Raw genomic sequence first — 19829 nt, forward strand, 5'->3', positions numbered from 1 at the left:
CTCGCGCATGCGCATGGAGCTGGTTATGAGCAATTTCGCCGCCGTCATCAAATCCTTGATTGGCCAAGTCTTTGTCACCTCGGTTGACGGAATTCGGCGTCAGGTATTTGAGGGGGATCGCATCTTTGCCGGCGAGCAGGTCACCACGGCCGACGGCGGCTCCGTGACCCTTGAGATGGCGAATGGCGAAACCGTCAAGCTCGGTGCCAACAGCTCCTGGCAAGCCGGCAATCCCGACACCCAAGACGTTGCGGATGCTGCGCAAGCGCCCGCCAGTGAACTCGAGCAGGCACTGGCGGCGGGCATGGACCCCACCGTCGACCTCGAACCCACCGCGGCAGGGCCCGGCGCGGGCGGTGGCGGCGGCGGCGGCGCAGGTGGCGGCCATAGCGCGGTAATGCTCGACGAGACGGCACAACGCGTCGACCCGACGATCGGTTTCCAGACCACCGGCCTGGGTACCCCCGGTTTCAACCTGATCGAAGACAACGACCCGGCCATTTTCACCACTGCGGCGGCCACGGCCACGCCCGACACAACCGCTCCGGTGGTAACCATCGGCATCGATCCGATCACGGGCGATGACATACTCAACAGCGCCGAACTTGGCGCCACCACCGTGATCATCACCGGTACGGTGGGCGGCGATGCGCGAGTTGGCGACGCGATCACCCTGAACCTGGGGGGCAACCTCTATAGCGGCACCGTCATCGTTCTCGGCAACGGCGCGCTCGGCTTCAGCATTCCGGTCAGCAGTGCTGACCTTGGCAGCTTCAGCAGCATCAGCGCGACGGTCAGCAGTGCGGATGCAGCAGGCAATGTCGGCACCGCCACGGCCAGCCGCCCTTACACCGTCGATACCACGGCGCCGGTCATCACGGTCGATGCGCCGGCCATTACCAACGACACCACGCCGACCATCACCGGCACCACCGATGCGCCGGTGGGCAGCACGGTTACCCTGACCATCACTCAGGGCAGCACCGTCATTACGGTGACCACTCCAGTTCTGGCTGGCGGTACCTATAGCGTCGAGCTGCCACAAGCACTGGCTGAAGGCCCGTATAGCGTTGGCGCTCAAGTAACTGATCCGGCGGGTAATACTGGTTCGGCCACCGACAGCGGTGCCATCGATACCACCGCACCGGTGATTGCCGTCGATGCTCCTTCCATTACCAACGACACGACGCCGACCATCACCGGCACTACCGATGCGCCGGTGGGCAGCACGATTACCCTAACTATTACTCAAGGCACCAACACCTTCACGGTCAGCACGCCGGTATTGGCTGGCGGCACCTACAGCGTCGAGCTACCTCAGCCGCTGGCTGAAGGTCCCTACTCGGTTGATGCCACCGTCACAGACGCCGCCGGCAATACTGGCTCGGCCACAGACAGCGGCGCTATCGACACCACCGCTCCGGCAATCACCGTCGATGCGCCGGCTATCACCAATGACACGACGCCGACCATCACCGGGACTACTGATGCACCGGTGGGCAGCACGATCACGCTGACTATTACTCAGGGCGCTACTGTGCTGACCACCACAGCTACGGTCGTGGCGGGCGGCACCTATTCAACTAACGTACCCGCTGGCCTGGTTGAGGGTTCTTACTCGGTCAGTGCCACTGTTTCCGACGCCGCTGGCAACACCGGTTCGGCCACTGACAGCGGTGCTATCGATACCACTGCTCCGGTGATTACCGTCGATGCGCCGGCCGTTACCAACGACACCACGCCAACTATTACGGGCACCACCGATGCCCCAGTAGGAAGCGTTATTACCCTGACCATCACTCAGGGGGCCACCGTACTGACCACCACGGCTATCGTAGTTGCCGGTGGAACCTATTCTGCCAACGTACCGGCTGGCTTGGTCGAAGGGCCCTACTCCGTTGATGCCTCGGTCACTGATGACGCTGGCAACACCGGCTCGGCCACTGACAGCGGTGCCATCGACACCACCGCACCGGCGATTACCGTCGATGCGCCGGCCGTTACCAACGACACCACACCGACTATCACGGGTACCACCGATGCGCCGTTGGGCAGCACGGTTACCCTGACCATCACTCAGGGCAGTACTGTCATTACTGTGACCACGCCAGTTTTGGCCGGCGGCACCTATACCGTCGATGTGCCGCAGGCATTGGCTGAGGGCCCATACACTGTCGGTGCTCAAGTTAACGATCCAGCTGGCAACACTGGTTCGGCCACCGACAGCGGCGCTATCGACACGACTGCTCCAGCAATCACTGTCGATGCTCCCGCCATTACCAACGACACGACGCCGACCATTACCGGCACTACTGATGCAACGGTGGGCAGCACGATCACGCTGACCATTACTCAGGGCACTACCGTACTGACCACCACAGCTACGGTCGTGGCGGGCGGCACCTATTCAACTAACGTACCCGCTGGCCTGGTTGAGGGTTCTTACTCGGTCAGTGCCACTGTTACCGACGCCGCTGGCAACACCGGTTCGGCTACCGACTCTGGCGCCATCGATACCATAGCTCCGGCAATCACTGTCGATGCTCCAGCCATCACTAACGACACCACGCCGACCATCACGGGCAGCACTGATGCTCCGGTGGGCAGCACCGTCACCCTGACAGTTACTCAAGGCGCCAATACCTTTACAGTCAGCACGTCGGTATTGGCTGGCGGCACCTACAGCGTCGAGCTGCCTCAGCCGCTGGCTGAAGGCCCCTACTCCATTGATGCGTCGGTCACTGATGCCGCCGGCAACACTGGTTCGGCTACCGACACGGGAGTTGTCGATACCACCGCTCCGGCAATCACCGTCGATGCGCCGGCCATTACCAATGACACCACGCCAACCATCACCGGCACCACCGATGCGCCAGTGGGCAGCACCGTCACGCTGACCATCACTCAGGGCAGTACCGTCATTACCGTGACTACCCCGGTTTTGACTGGTGGCACCTACACCGCCGATCTGCCCCAGGCTCTCGCCGAAGGCCCGTACACTGTCGGCGCTCAGGTGACTGACCCGGCTGGCAATACTGGCTCGGCAACCGACAGCGGTGCCATCGATACCACCGCGCCGGTGATTACCGTCGATGCTCCCGCCATTACGAACGACACCACTCCGACCATCACCGGCACCACCGATGCACCGGTGGGCAGCACTGTCACACTGACCATTACCCAGGGCAGCACCGTCATTACCGTAACTACACCGGTTTTGGCGGGTGGCACCTATACCGTCGATGTGCCTCAGGCATTGGCTGAGGGCTCGTACACCGTCGGTGCTCAGGTGACTGATCCGGCGGGTAATACTGGCTCGGCTACGGATAGCGGCGCTATCGATACCACCGTACCGGTGATTACCGTCGATGCACCGGCTATCACCAATGACACCACGCCGACCATTACTGGTACCACCGATGCCCCGGTTGGCAGCACTGTCACCCTGACAATTACTCAGGGGACCACCGTACTGACCACCACCGCTACGGTCGTGGCGGGCGGCACTTATTCAACTAACGTACCCACTGGCCTGGTTGAGGGTTCTTACTCGGTCAGTGCCAATGTTACCGACGCCGCTGGCAACACCGGTTCGGCTACCGACTCTGGTGCGATCGACACCACCGCACCGGTGATTACTGTCGATGCGCCGGCTATCACCAACGACACCACGCCGACCATTACCGGCACTACTGATGCACCGGTGGGCAGCGTTATTACACTAACCATCACCCAGGGCACCACCGTACTGACCACCACGGCTACCGTGGTTGCTGGTGGAACCTATTCTGCAAACGTACCGGCTGGCTTGGTCGAAGGGCCTTACGCGGTTGATGCCTCGGTTACCGATGCCGCTGGCAACACCGGCTCGGCTACTGACAATGGCGCTATCGACACGACTGCTCCAGCAATCACTGTCGATGCTCCCGCCATTACCAACGACACGACGCCGACCATCACCGGTACTACCGATGCGCCAGTAGGCAGTGTTATTACGCTGACCATTACCCAGGGCATTACTGTGCTGACCACCACGGCTACCGTAGTTGCCGGTGGAACGTATTCTGCCAACGTACCGGCTGGCTTGGTCGAAGGGCCCTACTCCGTCGATGCCTCGGTCACTGATGCTGCTGGCAACACTGGCTCGGCAACCGACAGCGGCGCCATCGATACCACCGCACCGGTGATTACCGTCGATGCCCCGGCTATCACCAACGACATGACGCCGACCATTACCGGCACTACCGATGCCCCAGTAGGAAGCGTTATTACGCTGACAATCACTCAGGGGACCACTGTACTGACCACCACGGCTACCGTAGTTGCTGGTGGAACGTATTCTGCCAACGTTCCGGCTGGCCTGGCTGAAGGTCCGTACTCGGTTGATGCCACCGTCACCGACGCCGCCGGCAACACCGGCTCGGCCACAGGCAGCGGCGCTATCGATACCACCGCACCGGTGATTACCATCGATGCTCCGGCTATCACCAACGACACGACGCCGACCATTACCGGCACCACCGATGCACCGGTGGGCAGCACGGTTACTCTGACCATTACCCAGGGCAGCAGCGTCATTACCGTGACTACCCCGGTTCTGGCTGGCGGTACCTATAGCGTCGAGCTGCCACAAGCACTGGCCGAAGGCCCCTACTCGGTTGATGCCACCATCACCGACGCCGCCAGCAACATCGGCTCGGCTACGGACAATGGCGCTATCGACACGACTGCTCCAGCAATCACTGTCGATGCTCCCGCCATTACCAACGACACCACACCGACCATTACCGGGACTACTGATGCACCGGTGGGCAGCACGATCACGCTGACTATTACTCAGGGCGCTACTGTGCTGACCACCACAGCTACGGTCGTGGCGGGCGGCACCTATTCAACTAACGTACCCGCTGGCCTGGTTGAGGGTTCTTACTCGGTCAGTGCCACTGTTTCCGACGCCGCTGGCAACACCGGTTCGGCCACTGACAGCGGTGCTATCGATACCACCGCACCGGTGATTACCGTCGATGCACCGGACATTACCAATGACACGACGCCAACCATCACCGGGACTACTGATGCACCGGTGGGCAGCGTTATTACGCTGACCATCACTCAGGGCACCACTGTACTGACCACCACGGCTACCGTAGTTGCCGGTGGAACCTATTCTGCCGACGTGCCGGCTGGCTTGGTCGAAGGGCCCTACTCCGTTGATGCCTCGGTCACTGATGCTGCCGGCAACACTGGTTCGGCTACGGGCAGCGGTGCCATCGACACCACCGCGCCGGTAATTACCGTCGATGCGCCGTCCATTACCAACGACACCACACCGACTATCACGGGTACCACCGATGCGCCGTTGGGCAGCACGGTTACCCTGACCATCACTCAGGGCAGTACTGTCATTACTGTGACCACGCCAGTTTTGGCCGGCGGCACCTATACCGTCGATGTGCCGCAGGCATTGGCTGAGGGCCCATACACTGTCGGTGCTCAAGTTAACGATCCAGCTGGCAACACTGGTTCGGCCACCGACAGCGGCGCTATCGACACCACCGCTCCGGCGATTACCGTCGATGCGCCGGCTATCACCAATGACACGACGCCAACCATCACCGGGACTACTGATGCACCGGTGGGCAGCGTTATTACGCTGACCATCACTCAGGGCACCACTGTACTGACCACCACGGCTACCGTAGTTGCCGGTGGAACGTATTCTGCCGACGTGCCGGCTGGCTTGGTCGAAGGGCCCTACTCCATTGATGCGTCGGTCACTGATGCCGCCGGCAATACTGGTTCGGCAACCGACAGCGGTGCCATCGACACCACCGCACCGGTGATTACCGTCGATGCTCCCGCCATTACGAACGACACCACCCCGCCCATCACCGGTACCACCGATGCTCCGGTGGGCAGCACTGTCACCCTGACCATTACCCAGGGCACCACCGTACTGACCACCACCGCTACGGTCGTGGCGGGCGGCACCTATGCCGTCGATGTACCGCAGGAACTGGCCGAAGGCCCGTATACCGTTGGCGCTCAGGTAACTGACCCGGCGGGCAATACTGGCACCGCTACCGATAGCGGTGCCATCGACACCACTGCTCCGGTAGTCACCGTGGATGTCCCTGCCATCACCAATGACGCCACCCCGACTATCACCGGCACCACCGATGCGCTGGTGGGTAGCACCGTTACCCTTACAATTACCCAGGGCACTAACGTCACTACGCTGACTACGCCGGTTCTGGCCGGCGGCACCTATACCGTCGATACGCCGCAGGCATTGGCCGATGGTCCATACACCGTCGTTGCTCAGGTCTCGGATCCAGCTGGCAACGTCGGTTCGGCTACCGACAGCGGCGCTATCGACATTACAGCTCCAGTACCGACCATCACCCTCGATGCCAATATCACCGCTGATGACGTGATCAACGGCACCGAGGCCGGTCAGCAGATTCCCGTCACCGGCACCGTTGGTGGCGATGCCAAGGTTGGCGACACCGTCACCCTGACCGTCAATGGCAATACCTTCACCGGCCTGGTGACCAACACCAACGGCACCCTGGGCTTCAGTATCAACGTCCCGGGCGCCGACCTGGTCGCCGATGCAGGCAAGACCATCACTGCCAGCATCAGCACCACCGATGTCGCCGGTAACGTCGGCACCGCCTCCGATACCGAAGGCTATAGCGTCGATACCACCGCACCGACCATCAGCGTCGATGTTCCGACGACTAGCAACGACACCACCCCAACCATTACCGGTACGACCGACGCTCCAGTTGGTAGCATCGTCACTCTGACCGTCACCCAGAACGGTACGAGCTTTACCTTCACCACGCCGGTTCTGGCTGGCGGTGGCTACACCGTCGATGTTCCGCAGGCACTGGCTGAAGGCCCGTATTCCGTTGATGCTCAGGTTACTGATCCGGCTGGCAATACTGGCAGCGCTACCGACAGCGGCGCTATCGACACGCTTGCCGGCGACACCGGCGCGGCCCCAGTAGTAACGATCAGCGAAGACGCCAACAACGACGGCATCATCAGCAAAGCCGAACTGAATGGCCCGGTAGACGTGCGCGTAGGTCTGCCGGCCGGCGCCGTAGCGGGCGATACGCTGGTCATCACCAACGGCACCACCCCGCAGACCATTACGCTCACGGCGGCTCAGATCACCGCAGGCTTCGTCACCACCACCTTCCCGAGCCCAGGGGAAGGCAACACCCTGACCGTCGAAGCCACCCTGCGTGACCAGTTCGGCAACACCTCCGAGAAAGGCACCGATACCGCCAAGGTCGATACCCTGGCCGGCACCACGGGTGCTGCTCCGGTCGTTACCATTACCGAAGATGCCAACAACGACGGCATCATCAGCAAAGCCGAACTGAATGGCCCGGTAGACGTGCGCGTAGGCCTGCCGGCCGGCGCCGTAGCGGGCGATACGCTGGTCATCACCAACGGCACCACCCCGCAGACCGTCACGCTGACCGCTGCGCAAATCACCGCAGGCTTCGTCACCACCACCTTCCCGAGCCCAGGCGAAGGCAACACCCTGACCGTCGAAGCCACCCTGCGCGACCAGTTCGGCAACACCTCCGAGAAAGGCACCGATACCGCCAAGGTCGATACCCTGGCCGGCACCACGGGTGCTGCTCCGATCGTTACCATTACCGAAGATGCCAACAACGACGGCATCATCAGCAAAGCCGAACTGAATGGCCCGGTAGACGTGCGCGTAGGCCTGCCGGCCGGCGCCGTAGCGGGCGATACGCTGGTCATCACCAACGGCACCACCCCGCAGACCATTACGCTCACGGCGGCTCAGATCACCGCAGGCTTCGTCACCACCACCTTCCCGAGCCCAGGCGAAGGAAACACCCTGACCGTTGAAGCCACCCTGCGCGACCAGTTCGGCAACACCTCCGAGAAAGGCACCGATACCGCCAAGGTCGATACCTTGGCCGGCACCACGGGTGCTGCTCCGGTCGTTACCATTACCGAAGATCCCAACAACGACGGCATCATCAGCAAAGCCGAACTGAATGGCCCGGTAGACGTGCGCGTAGGCCTGCCGGCCGGCGCCGTAGCGGGCGATACGCTGGTCATCACCAACGGCACCACCCCGCAGACCATTACGCTTACGGCGGCTCAGATCACTGCAGGCTTCGTCACCACCACCTTCCCGAGCCCAGGCGAAGGCAACAGCCTCACCGTCGAAGCCACCCTGCGCGACCAGTTCGGCAACACGTCGGAAAAAGGAACCGACACGGCACGCGTAGATACGCTGGCAGGTGCCACGGGCGCAGCTCCAACCGTGGAAATTCGCGAAGACATCAACAACGATGGGGTGATCGGTCAGAACGAGCTCAGCGGTGCGATCGACGTTCGAGTCGGCTTGCCAGCCGGCTCCATGGCCGGCGACACCATCAGCGTCACCGATGGCACGACCATCAAAACCTTCACACTGACTGCAGCGCAAATCACCACGGGGCACCTCGACACCACCTTCGCCAACCCCGGCGAAGGCAAGACCATCGTCGTTGAAGCGACACTGCAGGATCAGTTCGGCAACACGTCCGGCAAAGGCAGCGACCAAGCGCTGGTGAACAGTAACCCGGTAGCGGTGGATGATCCTGTCGGCAGTCCTTACACCGTGATGATCGGCGACCTGGGTGGTGGCTCGGGCACCAACAACTGGGCGCAGAACGACAGTAACAATCAGAAGACGGTAATCCAGGCACGGGACGGCAACGGCGACAACGCCAACCTGCTGCAGCTGACCGTCGACGGCAACCAGAACGCCCTGGGTGTCGCAGGTTCGCCACGCGCCGTGGTCAATCAGGTTCCAGACCAGCTGGAATTCGACCCGACCACAGGCAAATCCGAATCCATCACCCTGAACTTCAGCGGCAACCTCAACCAGGCCAGCTTCAGCGTAAGTCGCCTGATCGCCGGCGAAGAAGGTGGCGAGGTCGGACGCTGGGTGGCCATGTACGAAGGCGTTGAAGTGGCCAGCGGCACCTTCAAACTCGGTACGGGCGGTGCGGGCACCTTCTCACTCGATACCGGCACGCAGGTATTCGACAGCATCCGTTTCGAAGCCTTGCCGACGGCCAATGGCACAGGGGATGGCTCCGACTACTTCCTGACCGGCTTCTCCGGTTCCGGTCCTGCGTCGGCAAACAGCCCCTACGTGGTCAATGAAAGCCAGACGCTGGTCATCGAGCAGGCCAAGGGCCTACTCAACAACGACAGCGATGCCCAGGCCAACCAGACACTCAACGTCGTCAAGATCAACGGCGCCGACGTCCCCGCCAACGGCAAGGTCGTGCTGACCACGGGCGTACTGACCGTCAATGCCGATGGCAGCTTCAACTTTGCCGCCAATGACAACAACCTGAAATCGGGTGAGCTCAAGACGCAGAACTTCACCTACACCGTCAGTGACGGTTATGGCGGTACTGCAACCGCTACCGCCACCATCACCATCATCGGCACCGAAGTGGCCCCTGGCATCGGCGCAGTCAGCGCAGCCGTGGACAGCACCGGCGGCCAGGTGGATGAAGGCGACAATGCCGTCTTCACCGTCAGCCTGACCAACGCCAGCAGCACGGCCTCGACCTTCAACCTGACGCTGAACCCGGGTACGGCGACCGCCGGTAGCGACTACAACGCGACGCTTACCAATCAGAACTTCAGCAACGGCGTGACCTACAACGCCACCACCGGCCAGATCACCGTGCCGGCAGGTGTCACCAGCTTCACCGTTACCGTACCGACTCTCAATGACACCGTCAGCGAGCCGAGCGAGAACTTCAGCCTGACCGTTGGTGGGAAAACCGGCACTGCGACCATTATCGATAACGATGCCGTGCCGACCGTCGGCTCCGTCAGTGCTGCGATCGATAGCAGCGGTGGCCAGGTCGACGAAGGCGACAATGCCGTCTTCACCGTCAACCTGACCAATGCCAGCAGCACGCCGACCACTTTCAGCCTCTCGTTGAATGCGGGTACTGCGACAGCGGGCAGCGACTACAACGGCACCCTGACCAGCCAAAGCTTCAGCAACGGCGTCACCTACAATGCGGCAACAGGCCAGGTCACCGTGCCGGCTGGCGTTACCAGCTTCACGGTCAGCGTGCCGACCATCAACGACACTGTTCATGAGCAGACCGAGACGTTCAGCCTGACCGTGGGCAGTCAGACTGGCACCGCGACCATCATCGATAACGATGCCTCGCCAACCGTGAGCACCGTCAGCGCTGCCGTGGACAGCACCGGCGGCCAGGTCGACGAGGGCGACAACGCCGTATTCACCGTCAATCTGAGCAACGCCGGCAGCACGCCAACCACCTTCAGCCTCGCACTGAATCCAGGCAGCGCGACTGCGGGCAGTGACTACAACGCGGCACTGAACAATCAAAGCTTCAGCAATGGCGTGGTGTACAACGCCATTACCGGTCAGGTTACCGTACCGGCTGGTGTCACCAGTTTTACCGTCACCGTGCCGACCATCAACGACACCGTCAGCGAACCGACCGAAACCTTCACGCTCACTGTGGGTGGCAAGACCGGCACCGCCACCATCATCGACAACGATGCCGTTCCAACCGTCAGTACCGTCAGCGCTGCCGTGGACAGCACCGGTGGCCAGGTGGACGAAGGCGACAACGCCGTATTCACCGTCAACCTGAGCAACGCCAGCAGTACCGCCACGACCTTCAGCCTCGCGCTGAGCGCCGGCACCGCGACGGCGGGCAGCGATTACAACGGTACGCTGACCAACCAGAGCTTCAGCAATGGCGTGACCTATAACGCTGCCACCGGTCAGGTCACCGTGCCCGCGGGCGTGACCAGCTTTACGGTCACCGTGCCAACGATCAATGACACCGTCAGCGAACCGACCGAGAGCTTCAGCCTGACGGTTGGCGGACAGACCGGCACTGCGACCATCATCGATAACGATGCCGCGCCGACCGTCGGCTCCGTCAGTGCTGCGGTCGACAGCGCAGGCGGCCAGGTGGACGAAGGCGACAACGCTGTGTTCACGGTCAACCTGACCAATGCCAGCAGCACACCGACCACCTTCAGCCTCGCGCTGAATGCCGGCACCGCGACTGCCGGGAGCGATTACAACGCAGCCCTGACCAACCAGAGCTTCAGCAACGGCGTGACCTATAATGCCGCGACTGGCCAGGTTACCGTACCGGCTGGCGTGACCAGCTTTAGCGTCACCGTGCCAACGATTAACGACACCGTTGCCGAGCCGACCGAAACCTTCAGCCTGACGGTTGGTGGACAGACCGGCACTGCGACCATCATCGATAACGATGCCGCGCCGTCCATCGGCTCCGTCAGCGCTGCGGTGGACAGCACCGGCGGCCAGGTCGACGAGGGCGACAACGCCGTCTTCACGGTCAACCTCAGCAACGCCAGCAGTACCGCCACGACCTTCAGCCTTGCCCTGAATGCCGGCACTGCGACTGCCGGGAACGATTACAACGGCACGTTGACCAACCAGAGCTTCAGCAACGGCGTGACCTATAACGCCGCGACTGGCCAGGTCACCGTGCCGGCGGGCGTGACCAGCTTCACGGTCACCGTGCCGACCCTCAATGACACCGTCAGCGAGCCGACCGAAACCTTCAGCCTGACCGTTGGCGGGAAAACCGGTACCGCCACCATCATAGACAATGATGCGGCGCCGACCGTCAGCACCGTCAGTGCTGCGGTGGACAGCGCCGGCGGCCAGGTCGACGAAGGCGACAACGCTGTGCTCACGGTCAACCTGACCAACGCCAGCAGTACTGCCACGACCTTCAGCCTTGCGCTGAATGCCGGCACCGCGACGGCGGGAAGCGATTACAACGGTACCCTGGCCAACCAGAGCTTCAGCAATGGCGTGACCTATAACGCCGCCACTGGCCAGATCACCGTACCGGCTGGCGTGACCAGCTTTACCGTCACCGTGCCGACGATCAATGACACCGTCAGCGAACCGACCGAGAGCTTCAGCCTGACGGTTGGCGGACAGACCGGCACTGCGACCATCTTCGATAACGATGCCGCGCCGACCATCGGCTCCGTCAGTGCCGCGGTGGACAGCACCGGCGGCCAGGTCGACGAAGGTGACAACGCCGTCTTCACCGTCAACCTCAGCAATGCCAGCAGCACAGCGACCACCTTCAGTCTCGCGCTGAATGCCGGTACCGCGACGGCAGGTAGCGACTACAACGGTACCCTGGCCAATCAGAGCTTCAGCAATGGCGTGACCTACAACGCGGCCACCGGTCAGGTCACCGTGCCGGCGGGCGTGACCAGCTTCACGGTCACCGTACCGACCCTCAATGACACCGTCAGCGAGCCGACCGAAACCTTCACGCTCACCGTAGGTGGCAAGACCGGTACCGCCACCATCATCGACAACGATCCGGTACCGACGGTGAAAACCATCGACGTGGGTCAGGCTGGCACGGCCGATGACAATGTGGTCGAAGGCAACAACCTGGTCTTCAACGTCACCCTGAGCAATGCCAGCTCGACGCCGACCGTACTGGCCTTCAACGCGACCGGCACGGCAACCGCCAACGTCGACTACAAGCTGACCGCCCAGAGCTTCAGCAATGGGGTGACCTACGATGCCAATACCGGAAAGATCACCGTACCCGCGGGTGTCACCAGCTTCTCGGTAACCGTACCGACGCTTGCCGACAACGTAGTGGGCGAGCCGCTGGAAACGGTGAAGCTGGACATCGGCGGCCAGAGCGCCACCGGCGGCATCATCGATGGAACCCCGGATGCCAAGGACGACAGCTACACCAGGATCACCGGTCTCAAAGCCGAATACTACGGCTACAACGACGCGAGCACCGGCGCCGGCAACGATGGCGCCAACCTGACCAACCTGAGCCAGGTTCGCCAGTTCATCGACAGTCACAATCCGGCGGCGACCTTCAATGCCACCAAGCTGGACTACGGCACGTTGAGCAATGCGTCCGGTCTGGGCAACGGCACCAACCTGCAGAATTTCCTGGGTGTGGATGTCGCGTCAGGCAACGGCACCAAGGCCAACTCGCTGTCCACAGACCCGGGCAACACTTCCGACGCCATCATCAAGATGGGTGGCTATATCAACCTGGCTGCCGGTACTTACCAGTTCAAGGTCACGGCCGACGACGGCTATAGCATCCGCATCAACGGCCAGGTGGTTGCCGAGTTCAACAACATCCAGTCGACCTCCACGGCCACCGGCAAAACGTTCACCATCAGCGAAGCGCAAGCGGGCGCTCAACAGATCGAGATCATCTACTGGGATCAGGGGGGCGATGCGCGCCTGAAGGTCGAGTTGGGCCAGGGCGGCACCTTCAAGGTCGTCGACTCGGACATGCTCTACCACGTACCAAGCACTTCGAGCCTGGTCGTGGAGTCCGGCGACAGCCTGACGATCGCCGCCAGCACCCTGCTCGGCAACGACACCGACCCGAATGGCGACGCGCTGTCCATCACCAGCGTGCAGAACGCCAGCAACGGCACGGTCACCCTCAATAACGGTAATGTGGTCTTCACGCCGAAGGCAGGTTTCTACGGCGACGCCAGCTTCCAGTACACCGTCAGCGATGGCAAGGGCGGCTCCGATATCGCCACCGTCACCCTCAAGGTGAACCAGCCGATGGATACCATCCGCGTGGCAGGCAGTGGGGCCAATGACAATGGTGACAATACCATCAGCGGCGGCGCCGGCAACGACGTGCTGCTCGGTGACGCAGGCGGTACGCTGACCACCGTTCAACCGGCGACCAACTACAACATCGCCCTGCTCGTCGACACTTCCGGCAGCATGCAGGGTGATCGCATGAGCCTGACCAAGAGTGCACTGTCGAGCTTCGTGAAAACCTTGGCAGGCCATGACGGCGTGATCAACCTCACCCTGGTCGGCTTCGCTGGCAACGTGACGTTGAGCACCAAGGTGGCTGATTTGCAGAGTGGCAGCAAACTCGACACGCTGCTGGCGGACATCCAGAAACTCACTGCCAATGGCGGTACCAACTACGAAGCAGCCTTCAAGGAAGCCTCCGCCTGGTTCGACGCACAGAGCGCTGCCGGCAGCTCCAAGGCGGCCGGCTACGAGAACCTGACGTTCTTCCTGTCCGACGGTGACCCGACTTACTACTACAACGGCAACACCACCACCCTCAGTGGCAACGGCTCGACTACCAACAACGACGTATTGCTGGGCTCGCTCGACACCTTCAATGTGCTGGCTGGCAAGAGCGCCGTGCACGCGATCGGTATCGGCTCGGGAATCAGCGAGAAGAACCTCGGCCTGTTCGACAACACCACCGACTCGCCCGCATCCACCTACCTGGCCAATGGCTCGGCAGCCACGCTGGCCAACTTCAACAACAACACCACCGGCTGGAACAACCTGTCCGCTTGGGAAACCTCAGGCACCGGCAGCGGCAATGGCTCGGTAACCCGCAGCTCGGACACACTGGTCATTCGCGATACCTGGGGTGGCACACCCGTTACGGCCGCCACACCAACGATGACGGTTGCCGATGGCGCCTTCAGCAGCTTGAGGTTTGCCTACGGCACGACCGATACCGGTAGCGGCGACACCCTCACCTGGAAACTGCAGCAGTTAGTAAGTGGCGCCTGGGTAGATGTCCAAACAGGCGGCGGCACTACCGCAGGCAACTGGACGAGCGTTGAAACCTCGGTGGTCGGTGCGGGGACCTATCGCCTGGCGTTCAGTGTCGACGACAAGTCGTTCAATTTCGGCAATGCCTCGATGTCGATCGACAACATCACCCGCGTGGAATACACCAAGGTGCCGGTGGGCAAGGTCGAGATCGTCAACTCGGCCGATGAACTGTCGGTGGCCCTGCATGGCGGCTCGAACGCGAATGTGCCGGTAACGGTCGGCAATGACACCATCTCCGGCGGCGATGGCAACGACATCATCTTTGGTGACGTGATCAATACCGATGGCCTGAAATGGGGCGTGGATGGCAACCCGGCCAGGCCCGCCGACCTGCATGACGGTGCCGGTGTGAAGGCCCTGGAAACCTTCCTGGAACTGAAGAGCGGCATCGCACCGAGCAACGCCGACCTGTATGACTACATCCGCGCCAACCACGAGACCTTCAACGTGGCGGGTGATACCCGCGGCGGTGCGGATAAGCTGTATGGCGGTGGCGGTAACGACATCCTCTACGGCCAGGGCGGCAACGACTTGCTGGTGGGCGGAGCGGGCGACGACATCCTGTTCGGCGGCGCTGGTGCCGACACCTTCGCCTGGCAGAAAGGCGACTTCGGCAAGGATGTGATCAAGGACTTCAACGTGGCCGAGGGCGACACCCTCGACCTCAGCTCGCTGCTGCAGGATCACAGCAACAACCTGGACAGCTACCTGAAACTGGTGACGGACAACGGCAGTTCCACCCTGCTGATAAGCACCAAGGGCGAGTTCAACAACGCCGATACCAGCAACCAACAGGTCGCCGCCAAGGCCGACGTGCAGATTGATCTGGGCCAGGCCAGCCTGCCGAGCTATGACATCAACACGCTGATCGCCAACCACACGATCAAAGTCGACCCATGACAGGCCAATGCCCCGCCACACTTTCGTGGCGGGGCATCAGGGTCTGTTGACGTTTCCGTGCGAGCCGCGTTTCCGCGAAACGTCAACAGACCCTATGCTGTAGCAGACAGGTTTATCGGAGAAGGCCGTGTTCTACATAAAACGTAATGCCGAAGGCGAGCTGCTGCGCGTGCAGCCCGAACCCTTCGATGGAATGAACGGCGAGCTGCCGGCCGATAGCGAAGAAGCCCGGGCCTGGTTTTCCAACCAGAACGTGGAAAGCAGCCTGCTGCAACTCAAGCAGAGCGACCTGGACATGATCCGCGTACTCGAGGACTTGATCGACGTGCTGATCAAGAAGGGCGTGGTGCGTATCACCGACCTCCCGGAAGCCGCCCAGAGCAAACTGATGGGCCGCAGCCGAGCGCGCGATGCGCTCGGCGGCATGAACCGTTTGATCAACGACGAAGAGCGCGGCCTGATCTGATCAGGCCCAGGCGGCCGGCTCGCTGAACAGACGTCCCTGCACACCGCTCACCCCCATCGTGCGCAGCACTTCCCACTCCCCACGGGTTTCCACCCGCTCGGCGATCAATGGCAAGTCGATGCTGTTGGCCGCGCGCTGCATGGCCTCGATGAACAGGCGCTTGTCGCTCTCCTGATCGATGCCGCGGATAAAGCTGCCGTCCACCTTCAGGTAGGCCAGGCCCAGCTTGGCCAGGTTGCCGATCATGCTGAAGCGCCCACCGAAGTGCTGCAGACCAAGCTCGACGCCGAGACTGCGCAGCTTGCGGGCGATCGCCTCGAGCTCCGTGGAACCCGGCAACTGGCCTTCGTCCAGCTCCAGAATCAGACGGCCGCTGGCCGCCGGATTCAGGCGCAGGCGCTCGTAGACCTGCTGCAGGGCCAGCGGATCACGCACGGTGATGCCCGACAAACTCAGTGCCACCGGCCCTTCGTGATTGGCGAGCTGCGCCAGCAAGGCGTCGAGCATCACCAGATCCAGGCGAGCGGTCCAGCCGAAGCGCTCCAGCCACGGCAGGAACTGGCCGGCCGGAATGGTCTCGCCATGCTCGTCGAGCAAACGCGCCAGCACCTTGTTATGCAGCACCTGAGCAGGGTCGGCAGCGTTGACCACCGGCTGCACGTATTGCAGGAAACGCCCTTGCTCCAGGGCGCTGTCCAGCAGGCGGTGCCAATCGTTGCGCTCGTTGTTGGCCGCTGCCTGCTGACGGTGCTCGACGAACGCCCAGTGGCTGCGGCCGTTGCTGACGGCCTCGGCCAGTGCGGCATCCAGCGCGTTGTAGAGCTCGCTGCTGCTCGCCCCCGGCGCGAAGGTGGTGATGCCGATATGGGCTACCGGCGAGCAATCACTGGCACCGGTCTGCTGCAGCGACAGCAGTGCGCTGCACAGCTGCTCAGCCAATTGCTCGGCTTCATGACGATCGATGCCACCGGCCAGCACGGCGAATTCGCCGCCGCGGTTACGCGCCAGCAGAAAGCGCCCCTGACTGACCTGCTGCAGCTGCTCGGCCACCGCCTTGAGCAATTGGTCGGTACGCTGCCCGCCGATACGCTGGTTCAGCCCGATCAGGTCGTTGACCCGCAACAGCATCAGCACACCGCTGCTGGCCCGCTCCTCTCCGGTCAGGCGGGCCTGCAGGTCGAGGTCGAAATAGCGACGGTTGGCCAGGCCGGTCAGGCTGTCCTGGTAGGCTTCGGCGTGCAGCTTCTCGCTGCGCGAGGCTTCCTCGTCGAACAGCGTCTTGAGCTTCTCCACCATCTGATTCATGGCATTGACCACCCGGCGAAACTCGGGCGTGCGCGGCAGGTTCGGCGCGCTGAGAAACTCGCGGCGGGCGATGGCGTTGGACTGCTCGACCATGTATTCCAGCGGGCGCAGCTGGCGCTTGAGCAGCAGCACGCCAAGGGTGATGCACAGCAGGCTGATCAGCGCCAGCCACAGGAAGGTGGCGTAGGCGGTCTGCCACAATTTGGCGATGGCGAAATACGGGTGGCTGACCACCTCGACACGCGCCGCCTGATTCCAGCCGTCACTGACGATGGCGTCGCCCTGGGCCGGCGCCAGGTCCACCAGATCGGCGAACCACTGCGGTGCACCACGGCCCAGGCTCGGCCCGGAGCGCTCGACCAGCACCTTTTCATCCGGGCCGATCACCCGGATGCTCTCGAAATAGCCACTGTCGAAAATCGAGCTGACCATCAGTTCCAGCATCGCCGGGTCGTCCAGGTGCGAGCCGAGCGACAGGCCCAGTGCCGTCGCCGCGTCCTGCGCGTGGGAGCGCAGCTGGTTGACCTGCTGCTCGCGCGAGCTCTCCACGTTGACCACGACGCTGCCGGCGAAACTCACCAGCATCAGCACGCAGATGGCGACACACAACTGCTTGAACAGTGACATGCACAACTCCTCGCTACGCCTTAAGGAAACCCTTCGGCGCGCATCTTCTTCAACAAATCCTGCCAGCGCGAAAGGCGCTTGCTGTCGCCCACCTGCTTGCCGCCGGCCGGCCCGGGCACCCACAGCCCCTCGGCATTGAAGGCATACACGGGCACCAGGTCACGCCGCTCGGTAGCGGGCTCGATGGCATCGATCAGGTTATCCAGGACCAGCGGTACCGAGGTGGGGGTCGGGTAATAGGTCAGCACCATATGTGCCTGGTTCAGGCGCACCGCCTTGACGTAGGTGATGCGCAGCTTGTCGCTCGGCACGCCGAGCTCACGCAGGCTGAAGTACTTGGCGATGGCGTAATCTTCGCAATCGGCGGCGCCGCGCATCAGCGCTTCTACAGGCGTCGCCCAGTAGTCGGCAACGCCCCAGATTTGCTGGTCGTCACGAAAGCGCAGCTGCAGATTGAAGAACCGGTTCACGGCCTTGAGCTGGTCGGCTTCGGGGGCGTTGCGCTGCTCGTCGAGCAGCCGTTGCCAGGCATCGATGCGCGGTTTGCCGGCGCCCAACGGCCCATACAGTTGCTCGGCACGGGTGGCGATACGCTGGAAATCCCACTGCGCCTGCAGGCCGCCGGCCACCAGCGCCAGGGCGAGCAGCCACGCCACCAGCAACGGCCAGCGATAACGAAGGGAGATAACGCCAGAACCGCCGATTGGCACGACAATGCTTCCAGACACGCAACGCCGTCATGGTGCGGCGCGGGCACGCAAAAAACAATTGCCAGATGCCATTACAGGCGACGAACGTGCCGATGCGCACTGCGGTGCGCATCGGCACGGCTGTCAGCGCACGCGCTCGGGCATGCCCTGAATGCGCCGCGGTGCCTCGCGCTGCTGCCAGTGCGGCGGCGAATAGCGCTGGCGCTGCTGTTGCTGGTAGTGATGGCGCTGCCCTTCCCAACCTGGCCGCGGCGCCGGGCGGTAGTCACGGCGATTGCGATCATGGCGGCCGTAATAGCGTTGGTCATAGCCCGGCGGGTGGTAATAGCGCGGTGGCGGTGGCGGTGCGTAATAGCCGCGAGGCGGCGGAGAGTAATGGCCGGATGGTGGATAGCGGCGGTCGTAGCGGCGATCCTCGTAAACGTAGACGCGCGGCGCACCGTATACCTCGGTGCGCTCCACATAGGTGCCTGGGTGGTACTGGCGTTCGTAGTAGCGGTTGCCATAACGACTGTCGCCGTACACGGCGCAACCGGTCAGCGAGAAACCCAACAACGCGACGAGCATGGATTTACGAATCATGGGCGGCCTCCTTCGACCGCGGATCACGCACCGGCGGCTGCCGGTACCGGGGTGTCCCCAGCGCATCAGACAATCTCGGCGACGGCGAATCCGCTCCACTCGTCGACCAGTCGCTACAAATCATTTCGGCGTATCGCCTTGATCATCCATAGCGCGCCGAAAGCGAGCGCGGCGCACCACCCGCGCACCAGCACGGCGCAACTATTTGCCATGCGATGCCAGGTCGTGCGCTACAACAATGCTTCACGGCCGCTGGCACGATCCTCGCTTAGCCAGATTCGTGCAGGAATTTCCTTGGCCCTGGCCAGGACTGTGGCATCACAACTTGCAATAGCCGACTAGGGTTCCGGTTCGCCAGCGACAGGTGAATGACTGGTCCGAGAGTTGGCGACCTCCGAGGAGGTTACACGGCGGGACAAAAGCCCGGGAGAACGCGCCCCAGCCATGGGACATGCCGCGCCCCCCTGCCCGCCCTTTCTCGAACTGGAGGTCCTATGCCCACGCCCCGTCTCTTCTCCGTTCTCGC

The 19829-nt window shown here is 62.5% G+C and carries 5 protein-coding genes and 1 riboswitch; of the genes, 2 read left to right on the top strand and 3 right to left on the bottom strand.

Annotated elements, in window-relative coordinates:
- The first annotated feature begins 25 nt into the window (after positions 1-25).
- Positions 26-15613 (top strand): Ig-like domain-containing protein, encoded by a 15588-nt coding sequence (locus K8U54_RS03590; protein ID WP_249908912.1) that lies wholly within the window; start codon positions 26-28, stop codon positions 15611-15613.
- A gap of 127 nt (positions 15614-15740) precedes the next feature.
- Positions 15741-16079, top strand: coding sequence for a tryptophan synthase subunit beta (locus K8U54_RS03595; RefSeq protein ID WP_249908913.1), 339 nt, complete (start codon positions 15741-15743; stop codon positions 16077-16079).
- Here the strand turns inward: K8U54_RS03595 and lapD are convergent, their stop codons facing one another.
- The 3 genes from lapD to K8U54_RS03610 all read right to left on the bottom strand — a co-directional run bounded on the left by lapD (position 16080) and on the right by K8U54_RS03610 (position 19303).
- Positions 16080-18011, bottom strand: a complete 1932-nt coding sequence (lapD, locus tag K8U54_RS03600) for a cyclic di-GMP receptor LapD (RefSeq protein WP_249908914.1) — start codon at positions 18009-18011, stop codon at positions 16080-16082.
- Between the two features lie 20 nt (positions 18012-18031).
- Positions 18032-18697: a cysteine protease LapG gene (lapG, locus tag K8U54_RS03605; protein ID WP_434060011.1), complete on the bottom strand. Its 666-nt coding sequence runs from the start codon at positions 18695-18697 to the stop codon at positions 18032-18034.
- Positions 18698-18844: 147 nt separating this feature from the next.
- Complete coding sequence (locus K8U54_RS03610) at positions 18845-19303, bottom strand: hypothetical protein (protein ID WP_249908915.1); 459 nt, start codon at positions 19301-19303, stop codon at positions 18845-18847.
- Positions 19304-19630: 327 nt separating this feature from the next.
- A riboswitch (guanidine-I (ykkC/yxkD leader) is annotated at positions 19631-19735 on the top strand.
- The last annotated feature ends 94 nt before the right edge of the window (positions 19736-19829 follow it).

The sequence above is a fragment of the Pseudomonas fulva genome (assembly GCF_023517795.1).
In the GTDB taxonomy this organism is placed as follows: domain Bacteria; phylum Pseudomonadota; class Gammaproteobacteria; order Pseudomonadales; family Pseudomonadaceae; genus Aquipseudomonas; species Aquipseudomonas fulva_D.

Coding starts and splice junctions, on each gene's coding strand:
- K8U54_RS03590 (WP_249908912.1), top strand. CDS start 26: ATGAGCAATTTCGCCGCCGTCATCAAATCCTTGATTGGCCAAGTCTTT.
- lapD (WP_249908914.1), bottom strand. CDS start 18,011: ATGTCACTGTTCAAGCAGTTGTGTGTCGCCATCTGCGTGCTGATGCTG.
- K8U54_RS03610 (WP_249908915.1), bottom strand. CDS start 19,303: ATGATTCGTAAATCCATGCTCGTCGCGTTGTTGGGTTTCTCGCTGACC.